This window comes from Brevibacterium pityocampae, from assembly GCF_039541555.1.
Classification (GTDB): Bacteria; Actinomycetota; Actinomycetes; order Actinomycetales; family Brevibacteriaceae; genus Brevibacterium; species Brevibacterium pityocampae.
The window spans coordinates 1-17,789 of the sequence record NZ_BAABGL010000017.1; the positions used below are offsets into that span (position 1 = coordinate 1).

A 17,789-nucleotide genomic window follows, 5' to 3' on the forward strand; every position below is an offset into this window, starting at 1 on the left:
ACCCGGAAGCTAAGCCTGCCAGCGCTGATGGTACTGCACTCGACAGGGTGTGGGAGAGTAAGTCACCGCCGCAATATTCTTCACGAGCGAAGGCCCCGAAACCCAGTGTTCCGGGGCCTTCGCCCATTCACCACCAAGCACACCCCGGTCGGGGTGTGCCTTCGCGCATTCACCCACGAAGCACCACCCACCGATAGGAGACCCCGGAACCGCGGGTTCCGGTGGCTGCCCTTCGTCGCCCCGGGGTCGGCACCATCTTCGGTCCGTGAACCCTGCGGGTCCCGCCACCCATCACGTCCATTGGGGCGCGGATGCAGCTCCCAGCATTCGTGGTGTCTTCCTTGATGCTGCCGGCTCCCCGAATGTGCTCCGGTCCTGCTTGGCATCGCGGGCACCTCGACCCCGGATGCCGACGTCTCACCAAGATCCCTCGTTGCTGGCCGGCGAGTGCGCTACCCGGTGTCAGTGCGTTGTCTCTGCGGTTGAGGGCGCGTCCCGGGCTGCGGGTCGGTCGCGGGGCTTCCGGTCGGCCACGGTGACCTTGCACAGATCGGCTGTTCCGCTCTCAGGAACCTTCGGATATTGACCTCTGGAGGGGCGGGAGTCTCGGGGGATGGGCTGGGTGATGGACCAATCGGTCGACCGCATATCATTGCACTCATGTCCTTGCATACCAGTCTTCAGCCGATCTTCGACACCGTCCTGCGGAGGAACCCCGGCGAGTCCGAGTTCCACCAGGCCGCGCACGAGGTTCTGCACTCCCTCGGAGCCGTCGTCGAGAAGCACCCCGAGTACCTCTCGCTCGCCGCGATCGAACGTCTCTGCGAACCCGAGCGCCAGATCATCTTCCGGGTGCCCTGGGTCGACGACAGCGGCCAGGTGCAGATCAACCGTGCCTACCGCGTGGAGTTCAACTCCTCGCTCGGCCCCTACAAGGGCGGCATGCGCTTCCACCCGACCGTGAACTCCGGCATCATCAAGTTCCTCGGCTTCGAGCAGACCTTCAAGAACGCGCTCACCGGCATGCCGATCGGCGGCGGTAAGGGCGGCTCCGACTTCGACCCCAAGGGTCGCAGCGATCTCGAGATCATGCGCTTCTGCCAGTCGCTCATGACGGAGCTCTACCGGCACATCGGCGAGTACACCGACGTGCCGGCCGGCGACATCGGCGTAGGCGAGCGCGAGATCGGCTATCTGTTCGGCCAGTTCCGCCGCATCACCAATCGCTTCGAGGCCGGCGTGCTCACCGGCAAGGGGCTGGCCTACGGCGGATCGATGGTCCGCACCGAGGCCACCGGCTACGGCCTCGTGTTCTTCGTCCGCGAGATGCTCGCCGTCCGCGGCATCGACCTCGGCAGCAAGTCCGTCGTCGTCTCCGGCTCCGGCAACGTGGCGATCCACGCCGCGGAGAAGGCCCAGGCGCTCGGCGCCACGGTCATCGGCATGTCGGACTCCTCGGGCTACATCGAGGACCGCGAGGGCATCGACATCGCGCTCATGAAGCAGATCAAGCTCACCGACGGGCTGCGGATCTCCGAGTACGCGGAGCAGCGCTCGAGCGCCCGCTACGTCGAGGACGGCAACGTGTGGGAGATCAGCACCGACATCGCCCTGCCGTGCGCCACCCAGAACGAGCTCGACGAGGATTCGGCCCGGGCGCTCGTCGCCGGCGGCGTGGTCGCCGTGGCGGAGGGCGCGAACATGCCGTGCACCCCGGCCGCCGTGCGGATCTTCACCGAGGGCAACGTGCTGTTCGGCCCCGGTAAGGCCGCGAACGCCGGCGGCGTGGCCACGAGCGCCCTCGAGATGCAGCAGAACGCCTCGCGCGACAGCTGGGACTTCGCCTACACCGAGCACAAGCTCGACGAGATCATGTCCGGCATCCACGAGCGCTGCGCGGCCGCCGCCGAGCAGTACGGCACCCCCGGTGACTACGTTGCCGGGGCGAACATCGCCGGCTTCGTGCGCGTCGCCGAGGCGATGCGGGCCCAGGGAGTCGTCTGAGCCGCGTACCGCCCGGCGTCCTCTCCCCGCAGACCCCGTAAGGCAGGGAACAGGGCCGAGCGGTCGCGTCGGCGCGGTCGGGACCCGGGTGCCGGGAGCCCTACGAGGAGCCGGCGCGGGGCGCGAACGTCCCGTACCCCTCCCCGAACCGGATGAGCGGACGGCCGGTGCCCCGGGCGCCGGCCGTTCCGCATGCCCGGACCTCGCCGACGATGAGCGTGTGCGTGGCGACCTCCAGCCGCTGCGTCAGCGCGAGCTCGAACCACACCGGCGCCTCGGCGACGATCGGCAGCCCGCCGGGGGAGCGGAAGGTCGGGACCGGGTCGAGGACGCCGTGGAGCGGCTGCCCGGGCTCGCCCAGCCACTGCGCCGTCCCCTTCTGCTGCGCGGACAGGACGCTGAGCGCCCAGGAGTCGGCGCGCTCGAGCGCCTCCATCATCCGCGAGCCGCTGTACACGCTCACCGCCATCGTCGGCGGGTCCCATGACACGTCGAGGAACGAGTCGACGGTGATCGCCTGCGGTTTCCCGGCGCGCAGGCATGTGAGAACCGCGACACTCCGGGAGATCTCCGCGGCCAGACCCCGGTAGGCGTCGACGAACCCCGGGTCCCCGACGGACGCGGAACGGCCTGGTAGGCGCGCCTCCGGGGACGCCGGAGACGGGTCGGCGGGTGCGGCGGACGGGCCGCCGGCGGGTGCGGGGCGAGGGTCGTCGGACATGCACTCCAGTCTAGGAGTCCTAGAATGGGGGCATGTCCGAAACCATTCCGCAGTCCGGCGGCGCCGCCACGATCGAGCGCCAGGCCCAGGAGCAGCTCGTCGAGCCCGGCGACCACGAGCGCTTCTCCCACTACGCACCCAAGGCGAAGATCATGGAGTCCATGGTCACCGGCACCCCGCTCATCGCGCTGTGCGGCAAGGTGTGGGTGCCCACCCGTGATCCCGAGCGGTTCCCGGTGTGCCCCAAGTGCAAGGAGATCTTCGAGACGATGCCCGAAGGACCCCAGGAGTAGATGACGGGTCCGCAGAGGGTCCCGGGAACCTCAGCGGCAGAGCACCTGCCACCCGCCTTCCCCGAACGCGCCGCGTGGGGAACAGCGGGCAAGCTGCGTGCCTGGCAGGCCGAGGCCCTGGAGCAGTACTTCCGCACCGAACCGCGCGACTTCCTCGCCGTCGCCACGCCCGGCGCCGGCAAGACGACGTTCGCCCTCCGGCTGGCCGCCGAGCTCCTCGCCCAGCAGAAGGTCGACCGGGTGACCGTCGTCGCGCCCACCGAGCACCTCAAGACGCAGTGGGCCGACGCCGCCGGGCGCGTGGGCATCCGGCTCGACCCGCACTTCAAGAACAGCCAGGGCCGCCACGGCGTCGGCTTCCACGGTGTGGCGGTGACCTACGCGCAGGTCGCGGCGAAGCCGGTGCTCCACCACAACCGGACCGCGGCCGCGCGCACCCTCGTCATCCTCGACGAGATCCACCACGCCGGCGACAGCCTGTCCTGGGGCGAGGCGATCCGGGAGGCCTTCGAGCCCGCCCGGCGCCGGCTGTCGCTCACCGGCACGCCCTTCCGCTCCGACACCTCGGCGATCCCGTTCGTCGAGTACGCGCCCGACGACGAGGGCATCCGCACCTCCCAGTCGGACTACTCCTACGGCTACTCCCGGGCGCTCAGCGACGGCGTGGTGCGCCCGGTGATCTTCATGACGTACTCCGGCCAGATGCGCTGGCGGACGAAGACCGGCGACGAGATGTCGGCGGTGCTCGGCGCCGAGGCGACGAAGGACATCCACGCCCAGGCCTGGCGCACCGCGCTCGACCCCAGGGGCGAATGGATCCCCGCCGTGCTCACCGCCGCGGACCGGCGCCTCACCGAGGTCCGCCGCACCGTCCCCGACGCCGGCGGGCTCGTCATCGCCACCGATCAGGAGACCGCGCGCGCCTATGCGAAGCGCCTCACGGAGCTGACCGGGGAGCCGGTCACCGTCGTCCTGTCCGACGAGGCCGGAGCGAGCCGGCGGATCGAGGAGTTCCAGGACTCCGAGCGCCGCTGGATGGTCGCCGTGCGGATGGTGTCCGAGGGCGTCGACGTGCCGCGGCTCGCCGTCGGCGTGTATGCCACCTCCTCTTCGACCCCGCTGTTCTTCGCGCAGGCGATCGGCCGCTTCGTGCGCGCCCGGCGGCGTGGGGAGACCGCCTCGATCTTCCTCCCAAGCGTGCCGATCCTCCTCGCACTGGCCAACCAGCTCGAGGCCGAGCGCGACCACGCGCTCGATCGGAAGCCGGACCCCGACGACGACGGCACGGTGACCTTCGACGACGAGGCGCTCGAGCGCGCCAATCAGTCGGAGTCCGCCCCCGACGACCTGCTCGGGGCCTTCGAGGCCCTCGACGCACAGGCGTCGTTCGATCGGGTGCTGTTCGACGGCGGCGAGTTCGGCGCCGGGGGAGCGGTCGGCTCGGACGACGAGCTCGACTTCATCGGCCTGCCCGGCCTGCTCGAACCCGACCAGGTCACCGCGCTGCTGCGCACCCGCCAGGCCGAGCAGACGAAGCGCAAGACCAACGGGGCCGGACCCGGGCCGGTCGCCGACACCGGCGACGAGCTCGAGCACCGCGCGCTCAAGGAGGAGCGGAACCAGCTGCAGAGCCTCGTCGGCGCCTGGGCGCGCCGTACGGGCAAGCCGCACGGCAAGATCCACGTCGAGCTCCGCGCCGCCTGCGGCGGGCCGGCGGTCGCGCAGGCGAGCCGCGCACAGATCCAGGCCCGGATCAAGAAGCTCCAGGCCTGGTTCGTCGGCCGCTCCTGAGCCGGCGGCTCAGCCGGAGTAGTACACCGTGGGGATCGCCGGCTCGCCGTCCTGCAGGCGGTGCGCCGAGCGCGGCAGCTCGCCGACGGACTCCGCGTGCCGCACCTGCGCGCGGCGCACGCCCTCGGCCCCGGTGAACGCGTCGTCGATCTCCCCGTCGACGACGAGGTCGACGAGCAGCGCCCGGCCGTCGAAGTCCGCCGGGAGAGCGGGAACGCCGATCGACTCCTCGGTCGCGATCGACCCGTCGTAGCTGCGCACCGCCTGCTTGATGCCGCCGTGCGAGGCCTTGGACTTCGACGCCTTCTCCACCGATACCCAGGTGCCTTCGGCTCCCTGGCGTGCGACGAGCTTGTAGACGAGACTCGCCGTCGGTGCGCCGGAGCCGGTGACCACGCGGGTGCCGACCCCGTAGGCGTCGACCGGGGCGGCCTGCAGCGCGGCGATCGCGTACTCGTCGAGATCGCTCGTCACGGTGATCTTGGTGTTCCGCGCCCCCCGCGCGTCGAGCTTCTCGCGCACCTCGTGGGCCTGGATCCCGAGGTCGCCGGAGTCGAGCCGCACCCCGCCGAGCTCCGGGCCGGCGATCTCGATCGCGGTGTCGAGCGCGGTGTCGACGTCGTAGGTGTCGAGGAGGAGGATCGTGTCCTTCCCGAGCGAGTCCACCTGGGCGGCGAAGGCCTGCCGCTCGGTGTCGTGGAGGAGGGTGAAGGAATGGGCCGAGGTGCCGATCGTGCGCAGGCCGTAGCGGCGCCCGGCCTCGAGGTTCGACGTCGATGCGAAACCGGCGATGACGGCGGCGCGCGCGGCGGCGACGGCGGCGGCCTCATGGGTGCGGCGCGAGCCCATCTCCGCGCACGGCCGGTCCCCGGCGGCGCCGCTCATCCGGGAGGCCGCCGAGGCCACCGCGGTGTCGTAGTTGAGGGCGGACAGGATGAGGGTCTCGAGCACGACGCCCTCGGCGAAGCTCGATTCCACGGACAGCAGCGGCGATCCGGGGAAATAGACCTCGCCCTCGGCGTAGCCGCGGATCGTGCCGCTGAACCGGTAGTCGGCGAGCCAGTCGAGGGTGGGGGCGTCGACGACGCCCGTGCTGCGGAGGAAGTCGATCTCTTCACCCGTGAAGCGGAAGTCCCGGAGCATCTCGAGGATCCGACCGGTGCCGGCGACCACACCGTAGCGGCGACCGTGCGGCAGCCGTCTGCCGAACACCTCGAACACGCTGCGTCGCTGCGCGGTGCCCGCGGCGAGCGCGGCCTGGAGCATGGTGAGCTCGTAGTGGTCGGTGAACAGCGCCGTCGACGGCGACGAGGGTGTGAGATCACTCATAAGGACGATCCTATTGCACACTTCCGGGCCGTCGAGCTGCGCGGGATCGCTTACAGTGGACGGGTGACATCCACCTCCGCGGGCTCCCAGGCCGTACTGGAACCTGAGGTCGAGGTCCGGACCGGGACCCGGCCGGAGACCCCCTGGGTGACCATCGTGTTCAACGATCCGGTCAATCTCATGAGCTATGTCACCTACGTCTTCCAGAGCTACTTCGGCTACTCCCGCCTCAAGTCGGAGAAGCTCATGTACGAGGTCCACGAGGACGGCCGCTCCGTCGTCGCCACCGGCTCCCGCGAGCAGATGGAGCGCGACACCGCGGCGATGCACGGGTTCGGCCTGTGGGCCGCCTGTCGCCGGGCCGACCAGGGAGACTCCTGAGTGAAGATCACCCCCGGACCCCGCGGCACCGCCCGCCTCGATCTCAGCAGCGCGGAGAAGAGCGTCTTCGTCTCCGTGTTCTCCGACACCGCCGCCCTGCTCGGCCATGACGAGGGACGGGACGCCGGTGAGCTCAGCGAGGCCGAGCAGCTCGCCCGGCTCGTCGGGATGGGCGGCGAGGTCGAGCGCCCCACCGACCCCGCACTCCTGCGGCTCCTGCCCGACGTCGACCCCGACGATCCCGAGCGCTCCGCGGAGTTCCGCCGCCTCACCGACCTCGACCTCCGCGAGTCCAAGCTCGCCAATCTCCGGATCGCCCTCCACTCGCTCGGGGCGAGCGGCCGCGTCGAGCTCGACGGTCCCGCGCAGCGCGCATGGCTGACCGCGCTCACCGATGTGCGGCTCGTCGTCGCGAGCCGGCTCGGTCTCGAGACCGACGCCGACCTCGAGGACCTCTACGCCCGCGAGGAGGAGCTGCCCGACAGCGAGGCGATGCTCGTCACCGTGTACGACTTCCTGACCTGGGCGCAGGAGCGCCTGGCCGGGATCCTGCTCGACTCCCTCACCCCACCCGAGAAAGAGGACCCCTGATGCGGCTCACCGCGATCGGCACCTCGGGCTCGTTCCCCGGACCCACCTCGGCGGCGAGCTGCTACCTCCTCGAAGCCGAGGCGGGCGGCCGCACGCACCGGATCCTGCTCGACCTCGGCAGCGGTGCGCTGGGCGCGCTCCAGGCCCACTGCTCTCCGGCCCAGATCGACGCCGTCGTCCTCACCCACCTCCACCCGGACCACTGCCTCGACGTCACCGGCCTCTACGTCCATCGCTGCTACGACCCCGATCACTTCTTCACCACCGGGGAACCCGGCGGCGGGCGCGCCCCGCTCCCGGTGTGGGGGCCGGCCGGCACCGAGCGGCGGCTCGCCGCGGCCTACCACACCGACCCGGGGCTGAGCCCGTGCGCCGAGCAGGCGCACGAGACCGACCTCACCACGGTGTTCGCCTTCCACGACATCACGCCCGGGGCCCGCTTCGAGGTGGGGCCCTTCGCGATCGAGTCCTTCCTCGTCGATCACCCGGTGGAGGCCTACGCCCTGCGGGTCACCGGGCCCGACGGCGGCGTGCTCACCTACTCCGGGGACTCCGACGAGTGCGAGGCGCTCGTCGCCGCCGCCCGGGACGCCGACGTGTTCCTGTGCGAGGCGGCGTTCCAGGAGGACCGCGACACGGTGCGCGGCATCCACCTCACGGGCCTGCGCGCCGGCCGGGTCGCGACCGCGGCCGCGGCACGGGCGCTCGTCCTCACCCACATCCCGCCGTGGACCGACACCGGGACCGTGCGCGCCGAAGCCGCGGCCGAATTCGCCGGCCCGATCGGCGTCGCCGCCCCCGGCGGCGCCTGGACCATCGACCCCATCCCGGCCGCCGGCCGGCCCACCTTCGAGGAGACCCGATGACACGACCCGACGGACGCGCAGTCGACGAGCTGCGCGAGGTGCGGATCACCCGCGGCTGGCTCGACCATGCGGAGGGGAGCGTGCTCGTCGAGTTCGGGCGCACCCGGGTGCTCTGCGCGGCTTCACTCACCGAGGGCGTGCCCCGCTGGCTCAAGGGCCAGGGACGCGGCTGGGTGACCGCTGAGTACGCGATGCTCCCGCGCGCCACGAACACCCGCAGCGCGCGCGAATCGATCAAGGGCAAGGTCGGCGGCCGGACGCACGAGATCTCCCGCCTCATCGGCCGCGCGCTGCGCGCGGTGGTCGACATGAAGGCGCTCGGGGAGAACACCCTGCAGCTCGACTGCGACGTGCTCCAGGCCGACGGCGGCACCCGCACCGCGGCGATCACCGGGGCCTACGTCGCGCTCGCCGATGCGATCTCCACCGGCCGCAGTCGCGGCTGGATCCCCGCCGCGGTCGACCCGCTCACCGACTCCGTCGCCGCGGTGAGCGTGGGGATCGTCGACGGCACCGCGGTCCTCGACCTGCCCTATGTCGAGGACTCCACCGCGCAGACCGACATGAACGTCGTGATGACCGGCTCCGGCGCCTTCGTCGAGGTGCAGGGCACCGCCGAGGGCGCGCCGTTCGACCGCACCGAGCTCGGCACCATGCTCGACCTCGCGACCACCGGCTGCGCCCGGCTCACCGAGATCCAGCGCACCGCGCTCGCCGCCCCGCTGGAGCGCTGATGACCCGGCGCTTCGTGCTCGCGACCCGCAACGAGAAGAAGCGGGTCGAGCTCGCCGCGATCCTGGGGCAGGCGCTGGGCGAGGACGTCGAGGTGCTCACCGCTGCCGACCTCGACCTGCCCGAGGTCGCCGAGACCGGCGTGACCTTCGAGGCCAACGCCCTGCTCAAGGCGCACTCGGCGGCCGCGGCCTCCGGGCTGCCGGCGATCGCCGACGACTCCGGGCTCGCCGTCGACGTGCTCGGCGGGGCGCCCGGGATCTTCTCCGCCCGCTGGGCCGGCCGCCACGGCGACGACGCCGCGAACCTCCGGCTGCTCCTCGACCAGCTCGCCGACGTGCCCGATGAGCACCGCGGCGCGGCCTTCGTGTGCGCCGCGGCCTACGTCGGACCCGACGGGGCGGAGCGGGTGCACCGGGGCCGGTTCACCGGCCGCCTCATCCGCTCGCCGCGCGGGGACAACGGCTTCGGCTACGACCCGATCTTCGTCCCCGAGGGCGAGGAGCGCACCGCCGCAGAGCTCACCGCGGCGGAGAAGAACGCCCGGTCCCACCGGTTCCTCGCTCTCACCGCTCTCGCCGCGGACCTCCCGCCGGCGCTGCGCTGAGGCTGCGCCGGCCGCCTGCCCACACCGTCCGGACGGCGGGCGTCGACTGTCCGCACGGCGAGCGCCGGCGGCGGCCCGACATTCTGCGATCACCCTGCTGACCAGGACGTGATCTCCGCTACACTGTGATCCAGACTGGCCGAACGATCGTTCGGCACTCGGGTGCGCCCGGCAGCGGCGGCATCGCCGCGGGCACAGTGAGAATGAGGAGATCCATGGGACATCGTCGCGTCATCGGAACCCTGGCGGCCGCCGCCGCGATCGCGCTCACCGCGAGCGCATGCAGCGCCGGCGCGAGCAGCACGAGTGAGGGCGAGGGCGGCGAGTCCCGCACCGACATGGTCGTCGCGCACACCGCGGAGCCGGTCAACCTCGACTTCACCACGACAGCCGGTGCCGCCATCCCGCAGGCGCTCATGGAGAACGTCTACGAATCGCTCGTGCGGATCGACCAGTCCGGTGAGCTCCAGCCCGCGCTCGCGACGAGCTGGGAGGTCAGCGAGGACCGGACCGAGTACACCTTCGACCTGCAGGACGGGGTGACGTTCTCCAACGGGGACGAGTTCACCTCCTCCGACGTCAAGTTCTCGTACGAGCGCGTGAAGTCCGACGCCTGGCAGAACCAGCTCAAGACGAAGATGGACATCGTCGAGAGCATCGAGACGCCCGACGACTCCACCGTGACGATCACGCTCACCCAGCCCTCGAACCGCTGGCTGTTCGACCTCGCCTCGCTCGTCGGTGCGGTGTTCAGCGAGGACGCCGTCAACGACCTCGCGAACCAGGCCGTCGGCACCGGACCCTTCGAGGTCTCGGCCTTCACCCGCGGCCAGGAGATCGTGTTCGACGCCCGCGACGACTACTGGGGCGAGGCCCCGGCGCTCGAGGAGGTCACCTTCAAGTACTTCCGCGACTCCGTCGCCGCGACGAATGCGCTGCGCTCGGGGGAGGTCGACGTCATCGGCAACCTCCAGGCCCCCGAGCTCGCCGGCGAGCTCGAGTCCACCGAGTTCCAGGTCATCGAGGGGACCTCGAACGGTGAGGTCGTGCTCTCGATGAACAACGCCGACGGCGTGTTCGCCGACCAGAAGGCGCGCGAGGCGGTCCTCTACGCGATCGACGAGCAGACGATCCTCGACACCGCCTGGGGCGGCTACGGCACGCTCATCGGCGGCATGGTGCCGCCCACCGACCCCTACTACGAGGACCTCACCGGGGTGTGGGAGCACGACGTGGAGAAGGCCCAGGAGCTCGTCGAGGAGGCCGGGATCGCCGGCGAGGAGATCCGCTTCGCGGTGCCCAACCTCCCGTACGCCACCGCGATCGGCGACATCGTCGTGTCCCAGCTCGAGGAGGCCGGTCTGTCGGCGACGATCGAGTCCCAGGAGTTCCCGGCGGTGTGGCTCGACCGGACCTTCACCAACCACGACTACGACATGTCGGTGATCAACCACGTCGAGGCACGCGACATCCTCACCGTGTTCGGCGAGGGGTCCTACACCGGCTACGACCACACCCGGATCGACGAGCTCGCCGCGCAGGCCGATGCCGGCACCGAGGAGGAGTACGTCGAGGGCATGAAGGAGGTCGCCCGGACGATCACCGAGGACGCCGGAGCCGGCTTCGCCTTCCTCTTCCCCAACCTCATCGTCGCCGACCCCGCGGTGCAGGGCCTGCCGGAGAACTGGGTGTCCGACGCGTTCCCGATCGCCACGCTCTCGTGGAGCTGACGGCGGGATCCTGACACCGATGCTGCGCTATGTCCTCGTCCGGGTGCTCCAGTTCCTCCTCACCGCCTGGATCGCCTCGATCATCGTGTTCGCCCTCATGCAGGTGCTGCCCGGCAACGCCGCGCAGGTGGCGCTCGGCACGAACGCCACACCCGAGGCGGTCGCCCGGCTCGAGGCCGAGTACGGGCTCGACCGCCCCCTCGTCGTCCAGTACCTCGACTGGATCGGCGGGGTCGTCATCGGCGACTTCGGCCGCTCCTACGTCACCGAGGCCGACATCACCCCGGTGATCTCGGACTCGATCCAGGTCACGCTCATCGTCGTCATCGCCTCGATGGCGCTCGCGCTGCTCATCGCGGTGCCGCTCGGCACCGCCGCCGCGGTGTTCCACAACCGTGCCGCCGGCGTGGCGATCTCCGGCGCCTCGCAGGTGGGCATCGCGATCCCGAACTTCCTCGCCGCGATCATCCTGGTGATGATCTTCTCGCTCGGCCTCGGCTGGTTCCCGTCGAGCGGCTGGCGGGCCCCGATCGAGGGGATCGGGGAGTTCCTCGAGCGGCTCGTCCTGCCCGTCACCGCGCTCGCGCTCGTGCAGGCCGCGATCCTCACCCGCTACGTGCGCTCGGCCGTGCTCGAGGTCATGCGCGAGGACTTCCTCCGCACCGCCCGCGCCAAGGGGCTCACCGCCGGCCGCGCGCTCGTCAAGCACGGCCTGCGCAACGCCGCGATCCCGGTCGTCACCGTCGCCGGCGTGCAGCTGGCCACGCTGCTCATCGGCGCCGTCGTCATCGAACAGGTGTTCGTGCTGCCGGGGATGGGCTCCGAGCTCGTCCGCGCCGTGTCCAACCGCGACCTCCTCACGGTGCAGGGCATCGTCATGGTGCTCGTCGTCCTCGTCCTGCTCCTCAACCTCATCGTCGATCTCCTCTACAGCGTGCTCGACCCGCGTGTCAGGAGGGCCGCATGACCCCCGAACCGCAGCACCCGGACCCCGCCGCTCCCGAACCGTCGGCGGCGGCGCGCACCGCTCCCGCCGCGACGGCCGGGTCAGCTCCGCGCAGTCCGATCCCGAACGGGAACGACCCTCGCAGCACCGACCAGCACGGCGCGGACCAGCACCGCACGGCCCCGGACGGCACCGACCCGGACAGCACCGATCCGACCGGCCCGGCGGCGCCCGCCCGGCAGCGGGTCGGCTGGAACGCCTCGCTCGTCATCGGGGTGGTGCTCGTCGGGATCGTCGTCCTCATGGCGCTCGTGTCCTACCTGTGGACCCCGTACGACCCGACGCAGGCCGTCCCGGACGACCGCCTGCAGGGGATGACGGGGGACCACTGGTTCGGCACCGACCGGTACGGCCGCGACACCTTCACCTGGATCATGTACGGCTCCCGGATCACCCTGCTCGTGGGCATCGTGTCCGTCGCGATCGCGATGCTCATCGGCGTACCGCTGGGCATCATCGCCGGGATGACGAACAGCGGGATCCTCTCCGGGCTCATCATGCGCGGCAACGACCTCCTGCTCGCGTTCCCGGCGCTCCTGCTCGCGATCGTGTTCTCCGCGGTCTACGGGCCGGGCACGGGACCGGCGATGGTGGCGCTCGGCATCGCCTCGATCCCGGGGTTCGCCCGCGTCGCCCGCTCGGGCACGATGCAGGTGATGAGCACCGAGTACGTCATGGCCGCGCGCGCTGCGAACCGGCGTGCGCCGGCGATCGCCGCGCGCCACGTGCTGCCGAACATCGCCGGGATGGTCGTCGTCCAGGGCTCGGTCGCGTTCGCGCTCGCCGTGCTCGCCGAGGCCGGCCTGTCGTTCCTGGGCCTCGGCACCCAGGCACCCACCCCGTCCTGGGGCCGGATGCTCCAGGAGTCCCAGCAGTTCCTCGGCACCCGGCCGGAGCTCGCACTGTTCCCCGGCCTGTTCATCGCGATCGCCGTGCTCGGCTTCAACCTGCTGGGCGACGGACTGCGCGACCGGATGGACCCCAAGCTCCGAGGACGGGAGTGAGATGAGCACACCGCACACACCCGCGGCCCGCGACACCGCGAACGGCGGCCCCGCGACGACGGACAGCACAGCGGACGCACCGCTCGTCGCCGTCGAGGACCTGACGATCAGCGCCGGCGGGCGCACCCTGCTCCACCCCACCTCGTTCGCCATCGGCGCCGGCGAGCGCGTCGGGCTGATCGGGGAATCCGGGTCGGGCAAATCGCTGACCTCGCAGGCGATCATGGGCCTGCTGCCCCAGGAGCTCACCGCGCGCGGCTCGATCGCGCTCGCAGGCGGCTCCGGCAACCTGCTGCAGCAGTCCGAATCGCAGCTCGCCCGGCTCCGCGGCCGGGAGATGAGCATGGTGTTCCAGGAGCCGATGAGCGCCCTCAACCCGCTCATGCGGGTGGGCGACCAGGTCGCCGAGGTCATGCGCATCCACCGCACCGCCGGTGCCGCACGCGCCCGGGAGCGCGCCGTCGAGCTGCTCGACAGCGTCCGGCTGCCCGACCCCGCAGCCGCCGCGCGCGCCTTCCCGCACCAGCTCTCCGGCGGCCAGCGCCAACGCGTCATGCTCGCCATGGCACTGGCGAACTCGCCCCGCCTGCTCATCTGCGATGAGCCGACCACCGCGCTCGACGTCACCGTCCAGGCGCAGGTCCTCGAACTCATCGGCGAGGCGGTCGAGAGGGAGAACACCGGGCTGCTGTTCATCACCCACGACCTCGCCGTCGTCGCCGGGGTGTGCGAGCGGGTCATGGTGATGTACCGCGGGGAGCTCGTCGAGTCCGGGACGAGCGAACAGATCTTCACCGACCCCCAGCACGAGTACACGCGCGGACTCCTCGCCGCCTCCGACCTCACCGCCACCGACGCACGCGGCCGCCTGTTCACCATTGCCACCGCCGCGCAGTACCACTCCGGCGCCGAGGCGGGCAGCGATACGGACAGCGACCCGGGCCGCACGACAGGCGCGGCGACGAGCACTCCGGCCGGCGAGGCGACGCGCGGGGGAGTGGGCACCTCGGCCGATCCCGATGCGCCGCTCATCGAGGTCACCGACCTCGTCAAGACCTACCGGCGGACCAAGTCCTCGCTGTTCGGACGCGCCGACGAGGTGCCCGCGCTCGGCGGGATCTCGCTCTCGATCCCCGCCGGCCGACGGTTCGGGATCGTCGGCGAGTCCGGCTCCGGCAAATCCACCCTGCTCAAGATCCTGTCCGGGCTCGACACCCCGACGAGCGGGCGCGTGCGCGTGGGCGACGTCGAGGTCGGTTCCGCCGGGGAAGCCGAGCTGCGCCGGATGCGCGAGGATCTGCAGATCGTGTTCCAGGATCCCTTCGCCTCCCTCGACCCCCGCATGCGGGTGGCCGACATCATCGCCGAGCCGCTCGTCCCGATGGGCGTCGCCGCCGGCGAGCGGCGCTCCCGCGTCGCCGACGTGCTGCAGGCGGTGGGCCTCGACGCCGATTCCGCGCAGCGCTACCCGCACCAGTTCTCCGGCGGGCAGCGGCAGCGTATCTCGATCGCACGCGCACTCGTGTGCCGACCGCGGATCCTCGTCGCCGACGAACCGGTGTCCGCACTCGACGTCTCCGTCCGCGCGCAGGTGCTCAACCTGCTCACCGACCTCGTCGAGGAGTACGCGCTCACACTGGTGTTCGTCTCCCACGACCTCGGAGTCGTGCGCCACCTGTGCTCCGACGTCGCGGTGATGCGCGGCGGGGAGATCGTGGAGTCCGGCCCCGTCGAGGAGATCTACACCGACCCCCAGCACCCGTACACGGCCGACCTCGTCGCCGCCACCCCGACCCTCGCGGCAGTCTTCGCCGACGCCGGATCCGACCCCAGGGAGCGACCATGACCTTCCCCCGCACTCTCGCCGACCTCTCCACCGCGGAGCTCGGCTCCGGCTACCAGGCCGGCGACTTCTCCCCGGGCGAGGTGCTCGACGCGGTCGCCGAACGGATCGCCGCGTGCGAACCGACGATCAACGCGCTGTGGCACGAGGACCTCGCCGCCGCGCGCTCCCGGGCGGAGGAATCCGGCGCCCGCTGGCGCTCCGGGCAGCCCCGCGGCGCGCTCGACGGGGTGCCGGTGACGATCAAGGAGAACATCGCCCGGAAGGGTGTGGCGATGCCCTCGGGTCACGCCGCCGGCGACCCGCAGCCCGCCGACCACGACGCTCCCATCACCGAGCGGCTGGAGGAGGCCGGGGCGATCATCGTCGGCTCCACGGTGATGCCCGACTGGGGGATGCTGTCCTCCGGGGTGTCCTCCCGGCACGGGATCACCCGGTCCCCGCTCGACCCGGCCCTCACCACCGGCGGCTCGTCCTCCGGGGCGGGTGCGGCGGCCGCCGCCGGCTACGGGCCGATCCACATCGGCTCCGACATCGGCGGCTCGATCCGGCTCCCCGGCACCTGGCTCGGTCTCGCCACCCTCAAGCCGAGCTTCGGTCGGATCCCGCTCGATGCCCCCTACCTGGGCCGCTGCGCCGGGCCGCTGGCCCGCACGGTCGACGACCTGCGCGCGGCGATGACCGTGATCGGGCGGCCCGATGCGCGCGACTACTCGCAGCTCCCGCCCTACTCGGGGGACTACCGGGTGCCGGACTTCTCCGTCAGTGGCCTGCGCGTCGCGGTGCACACCGAGGCGGGGTGCGGCATGCCCACCGACCCGGAGGTGGCCGCCGCCGTCGATGCCGCCGCGCAGCGCTTCGCGGACGCCGGGGCGCAGGTGACCCGGATCGCACCGTTCATGTCCGAGGAGCTGCTCGTCGACGTCGACCGGTTCTGGCGGGTGCGCTCCTGGGTCGACTACCACGGCCTCGACATCGAGGACCAGCGCCGGATCCTGCCCTATGTGGCCCGCTGGTGCACCGCCGGGGCCGATGTCCCCGGCGCGGAGCTGCTCCGCTGCTACCAGAGCATCCAGACGATGCGGCAGGCGACCGTCGCGGCGACCGAGCCCTTCGACCTCGTGCTGTCCCCGGTCGCGCCGGTGGCGGCGTTCCCGGCGGAGTGGCCGATGCCCTTCAACGATCCCGACCAGCCGATGGGGCACATCTCCTTCACCGTGCCCTACAACATGTCCGAGCAGCCGGCGGCGAGCGTCAACGCCGGGTACACGGCCGACGGGCGCACCGTGGGGCTGCAGCTCGCCGGCCGCCGCTTCGACGACGCCGGGGTGCTCGCCGCCGCGGAGTGGTTCGAGCGCTCCGCCGAAATCGCGGCACCGGAGCGCACCGTCGGCTGACCGCGGCCGCGGACCATCGTGCGCGGCAGCGCTCCCCGAGACCGCAGCGGCGGGCCCGGCCGAATGGCCGGGGCCGCCGCTGCATTCATCCCGCGAGGTGCGGGCCCGAAGCGCTGGGGCCGATCAGAAGAACGAGACCGAGACGGCGTCCCCCTCGATCGCGACCGAGCCGGAGACGCTGAGGTCACCGCTGCCGGTCCACGCTCCCTTGCCCTGCGTCTTGGAGTCCATTGTGAACTCGATCTTGCCGAGCGAGGAGGTGAAGAAGGAGCCGGCGGACAGATCCGAGCTCATCGTCGCGGAGACCTTGGGCTGCTTGCTGATCGTGTAGTCCACGCTGCCGTCCACCCCGTCGTCGAGCGCCTCGACGCCGGTCCGCGAGTCGGTGCCGCCGATGCCGAACGGGCAGCCCTCCGGCTCGAGGTCCTTCTTCTTCGCGCACTCGTTGAGCGCGTCCTCGACAGCCTTCTGCACGTCGGTGCTGAACGCGTCGGTGGCCTGCACGTCGATGGTCATCGACGCCGGCTGCGGCTGCTCGGTGGGGGAGAAGCCGACGGTGAGCTGATCCGATCCGGCCTGGAAGTACTTGCTCTCCGGGGTCGCCACCGCATAGGTGCCGGGCATCACCGCATACTCGGTGCGGCCGCCCTCCTCGGGGTTGAATTCCTCGCCGTTGACCGTGGCGCCCTCGATCTTGGGCAGCTCGACCGCGATCGTCTGCAGGACCGGGCCGGTGAGCACCCAGTTGTCGAAGAACAGGCCCTGGCGGCCCTCCTTGTTCGCGGTCAGGGTGAGCTCGTGCGGCTGGCCGCCGAGCGTGTAGACGGCGTCGATGGTGGCGGTGTCGCCGTTGATCGTCGTGTTCTCCACCGTCGCGTCGGTGATGACGTCCTCGGAGGCCGCGGCGAACTTCGGGTCGAGGAGCAGCTCGTTGGCACCGTCGGGCACGGTCGGCGCGGCGATCTCGTTCGCCGCCGCGATGTCCTGGTTCTCGAGCGCGGTGAGGTACTCCTGCGCGACGGTGTCCGGCCCGTACTGCGAGCGGTTGACCGAATTCACCACGATCGCGCCGATGACGACGAGGAGGATGACGACGCCCACGGCGGTGAGCGAGAGGATGAGCGGCAGCTTCGACTTCTTCTTCGCCTGCTGCTGCTCGGGCGGGACGTAACCCGGGGCCGGTGCCGGCTGCGGTGTCGCACCGGCGGCACCCATACCGGGGCCGGAGGCGGAGTAGGCCGGGGGAGGGGACCCCTGGGCCGGTCCCGAGGCGGAGTAGGCCGGGGGAGGGGTGCCGTGCTCCGGCTGTCCCCAGCCGCCGCCGGACTCGCCCTGCGGCGAGTAGCCGGGACGCGGCGGCACGCCACCGGGGCCTTTCGCCGGGGGGCCGGGCTGCTGCCAGCCCTGCGGACCGCGGGGATCGCCCGGGGAGCCAGGGGGGAGATTGCTTCCGGAGCTCATCAGGATCCGTTCCTCACAGTTGTCGGGGGGCAT

The 17,789-nt window shown here is 71.5% G+C and carries 16 protein-coding genes and 1 rRNA gene; 14 read left to right on the top strand and 3 right to left on the bottom strand.

Features of this window, described 5'->3' with window-relative positions; all coding sequences use genetic code 11:
* Both rrf and gdhA read left to right on the top strand, forming a co-directional pair.
* Positions 1-74: ribosomal RNA gene (rrf, locus tag ABD883_RS13810) — 5S ribosomal RNA — on the top strand; the annotation flags it as partial.
* Between the two features lie 592 nt (positions 75-666).
* A complete protein-coding gene (gene gdhA / locus ABD883_RS10780) occupies positions 667-2,004 on the top strand; it encodes an NADP-specific glutamate dehydrogenase (RefSeq protein ID WP_137320426.1) in 1,338 nt (445 codons plus the stop codon).
* 100 nt (positions 2,005-2,104) lie between these two features.
* On the opposite strand, the gene ABD883_RS10785 is transcribed toward gdhA, so the two are convergent.
* Positions 2,105-2,725: a flavin reductase family protein gene (locus ABD883_RS10785; protein ID WP_265809460.1), complete on the bottom strand. Its 621-nt coding sequence runs from the start codon at positions 2,723-2,725 to the stop codon at positions 2,105-2,107.
* A gap of 32 nt (positions 2,726-2,757) precedes the next feature.
* Between ABD883_RS10785 and ABD883_RS10790 the strand changes: the two genes are divergently transcribed.
* Both ABD883_RS10790 and ABD883_RS10795 read left to right on the top strand, forming a co-directional pair.
* The gene (locus ABD883_RS10790; RefSeq protein ID WP_137319122.1) at positions 2,758-3,018 is read left to right on the top strand and encodes a DUF3039 domain-containing protein; all 261 of its coding nucleotides are present in this window, start codon (positions 2,758-2,760) and stop codon (positions 3,016-3,018) included.
* Positions 3,019-4,809: a DEAD/DEAH box helicase gene (locus ABD883_RS10795; RefSeq protein ID WP_265809461.1), complete on the top strand. Its 1,791-nt coding sequence runs from the start codon at positions 3,019-3,021 to the stop codon at positions 4,807-4,809.
* 9 nt (positions 4,810-4,818) lie between these two features.
* On the opposite strand, the gene ABD883_RS10800 is transcribed toward ABD883_RS10795, so the two are convergent.
* The gene (locus ABD883_RS10800; RefSeq protein WP_247618785.1) at positions 4,819-6,138 is read right to left on the bottom strand and encodes a nicotinate phosphoribosyltransferase; all 1,320 of its coding nucleotides are present in this window, start codon (positions 6,136-6,138) and stop codon (positions 4,819-4,821) included.
* A 63-nt stretch (positions 6,139-6,201) separates the two neighbouring features.
* Here ABD883_RS10800 and clpS point away from each other — a divergent pair, with 63 nt between their 5' ends.
* From clpS to ABD883_RS10850, 10 genes are all read left to right on the top strand, one after another.
* Positions 6,202-6,519: an ATP-dependent Clp protease adapter ClpS gene (gene clpS / locus ABD883_RS10805; RefSeq protein ID WP_137319125.1), complete on the top strand. Its 318-nt coding sequence runs from the start codon at positions 6,202-6,204 to the stop codon at positions 6,517-6,519.
* On the top strand, positions 6,520-7,110 hold the full coding sequence (locus tag ABD883_RS10810) for a DUF2017 domain-containing protein (RefSeq protein WP_137319126.1): 591 nt from the start codon (positions 6,520-6,522) through the stop codon (positions 7,108-7,110).
* Positions 7,110-7,976 carry an MBL fold metallo-hydrolase gene (locus ABD883_RS10815; protein ID WP_137319127.1) on the top strand — a complete coding sequence of 289 codons (867 nt, stop codon included), beginning with the start codon at positions 7,110-7,112 and terminating at the stop codon, positions 7,974-7,976. The genes ABD883_RS10810 and ABD883_RS10815 overlap by 1 nt, the downstream gene beginning before the upstream one ends.
* Entirely contained in the window at positions 7,973-8,710 is a 738-nt protein-coding gene (gene rph, locus ABD883_RS10820) for a ribonuclease PH (protein ID WP_137319128.1), read from the top strand. The genes ABD883_RS10815 and rph overlap by 4 nt, the downstream gene beginning before the upstream one ends.
* The gene (rdgB, locus tag ABD883_RS10825; protein WP_247618787.1) at positions 8,710-9,315 is read left to right on the top strand and encodes an RdgB/HAM1 family non-canonical purine NTP pyrophosphatase; all 606 of its coding nucleotides are present in this window, start codon (positions 8,710-8,712) and stop codon (positions 9,313-9,315) included. Before rph ends, rdgB begins: the two co-directional genes overlap by 1 nt.
* 215 nt (positions 9,316-9,530) lie before the next feature.
* The gene (locus ABD883_RS10830) at positions 9,531-11,045 is read left to right on the top strand and encodes an ABC transporter substrate-binding protein (RefSeq protein ID WP_247618788.1); all 1,515 of its coding nucleotides are present in this window, start codon (positions 9,531-9,533) and stop codon (positions 11,043-11,045) included.
* A gap of 19 nt (positions 11,046-11,064) precedes the next feature.
* Positions 11,065-12,012, top strand: a complete 948-nt coding sequence (locus ABD883_RS10835; RefSeq protein ID WP_137319131.1) for an ABC transporter permease — start codon at positions 11,065-11,067, stop codon at positions 12,010-12,012.
* Complete coding sequence (locus ABD883_RS10840; protein WP_137319132.1) at positions 12,009-13,055, top strand: ABC transporter permease; 1,047 nt, start codon at positions 12,009-12,011, stop codon at positions 13,053-13,055. The genes ABD883_RS10835 and ABD883_RS10840 overlap by 4 nt, the downstream gene beginning before the upstream one ends.
* A gap of 1 nt (position 13,056) precedes the next feature.
* Positions 13,057-14,901, top strand: a complete 1,845-nt coding sequence (locus ABD883_RS10845; RefSeq protein ID WP_137319133.1) for a dipeptide ABC transporter ATP-binding protein — start codon at positions 13,057-13,059, stop codon at positions 14,899-14,901.
* Entirely contained in the window at positions 14,898-16,295 is a 1,398-nt protein-coding gene (locus tag ABD883_RS10850; protein WP_345032057.1) for an amidase, read from the top strand. Before ABD883_RS10845 ends, ABD883_RS10850 begins: the two co-directional genes overlap by 4 nt.
* 123 nt (positions 16,296-16,418) lie before the next feature.
* On the opposite strand, the gene ABD883_RS10855 is transcribed toward ABD883_RS10850, so the two are convergent.
* Entirely contained in the window at positions 16,419-17,657 is a 1,239-nt protein-coding gene (locus tag ABD883_RS10855) for a hypothetical protein (RefSeq protein ID WP_137319135.1), read from the bottom strand.
* Positions 17,658-17,789 lie beyond the last annotated feature (132 nt).

What these genes read in the sequence shown, in the direction of transcription:
- ABD883_RS10840 (WP_137319132.1), top strand. Translation starts at nt 12,009, where the DNA reads ATGACCCCCGAACCGCAGCACCCGGACCCCGCCGCTCCCGAACCGTCG.
- rdgB (WP_247618787.1), top strand. Translation starts at nt 8,710, where the DNA reads ATGACCCGGCGCTTCGTGCTCGCGACCCGCAACGAGAAGAAGCGGGTC.
- rph (WP_137319128.1), top strand. Translation starts at nt 7,973, where the DNA reads ATGACACGACCCGACGGACGCGCAGTCGACGAGCTGCGCGAGGTGCGG.
- ABD883_RS10785 (WP_265809460.1), bottom strand. Translation starts at nt 2,725, where the DNA reads ATGTCCGACGACCCTCGCCCCGCACCCGCCGGCGGCCCGTCCGCCGCA.
- ABD883_RS10830 (WP_247618788.1), top strand. Translation starts at nt 9,531, where the DNA reads ATGGGACATCGTCGCGTCATCGGAACCCTGGCGGCCGCCGCCGCGATC.
- ABD883_RS10835 (WP_137319131.1), top strand. Translation starts at nt 11,065, where the DNA reads ATGCTGCGCTATGTCCTCGTCCGGGTGCTCCAGTTCCTCCTCACCGCC.
- ABD883_RS10850 (WP_345032057.1), top strand. Translation starts at nt 14,898, where the DNA reads ATGACCTTCCCCCGCACTCTCGCCGACCTCTCCACCGCGGAGCTCGGC.
- ABD883_RS10795 (WP_265809461.1), top strand. Translation starts at nt 3,019, where the DNA reads ATGACGGGTCCGCAGAGGGTCCCGGGAACCTCAGCGGCAGAGCACCTG.
- ABD883_RS10790 (WP_137319122.1), top strand. Translation starts at nt 2,758, where the DNA reads ATGTCCGAAACCATTCCGCAGTCCGGCGGCGCCGCCACGATCGAGCGC.
- ABD883_RS10800 (WP_247618785.1), bottom strand. Translation starts at nt 6,138, where the DNA reads ATGAGTGATCTCACACCCTCGTCGCCGTCGACGGCGCTGTTCACCGAC.
- ABD883_RS10815 (WP_137319127.1), top strand. Translation starts at nt 7,110, where the DNA reads ATGCGGCTCACCGCGATCGGCACCTCGGGCTCGTTCCCCGGACCCACC.
- ABD883_RS10845 (WP_137319133.1), top strand. Translation starts at nt 13,057, where the DNA reads ATGAGCACACCGCACACACCCGCGGCCCGCGACACCGCGAACGGCGGC.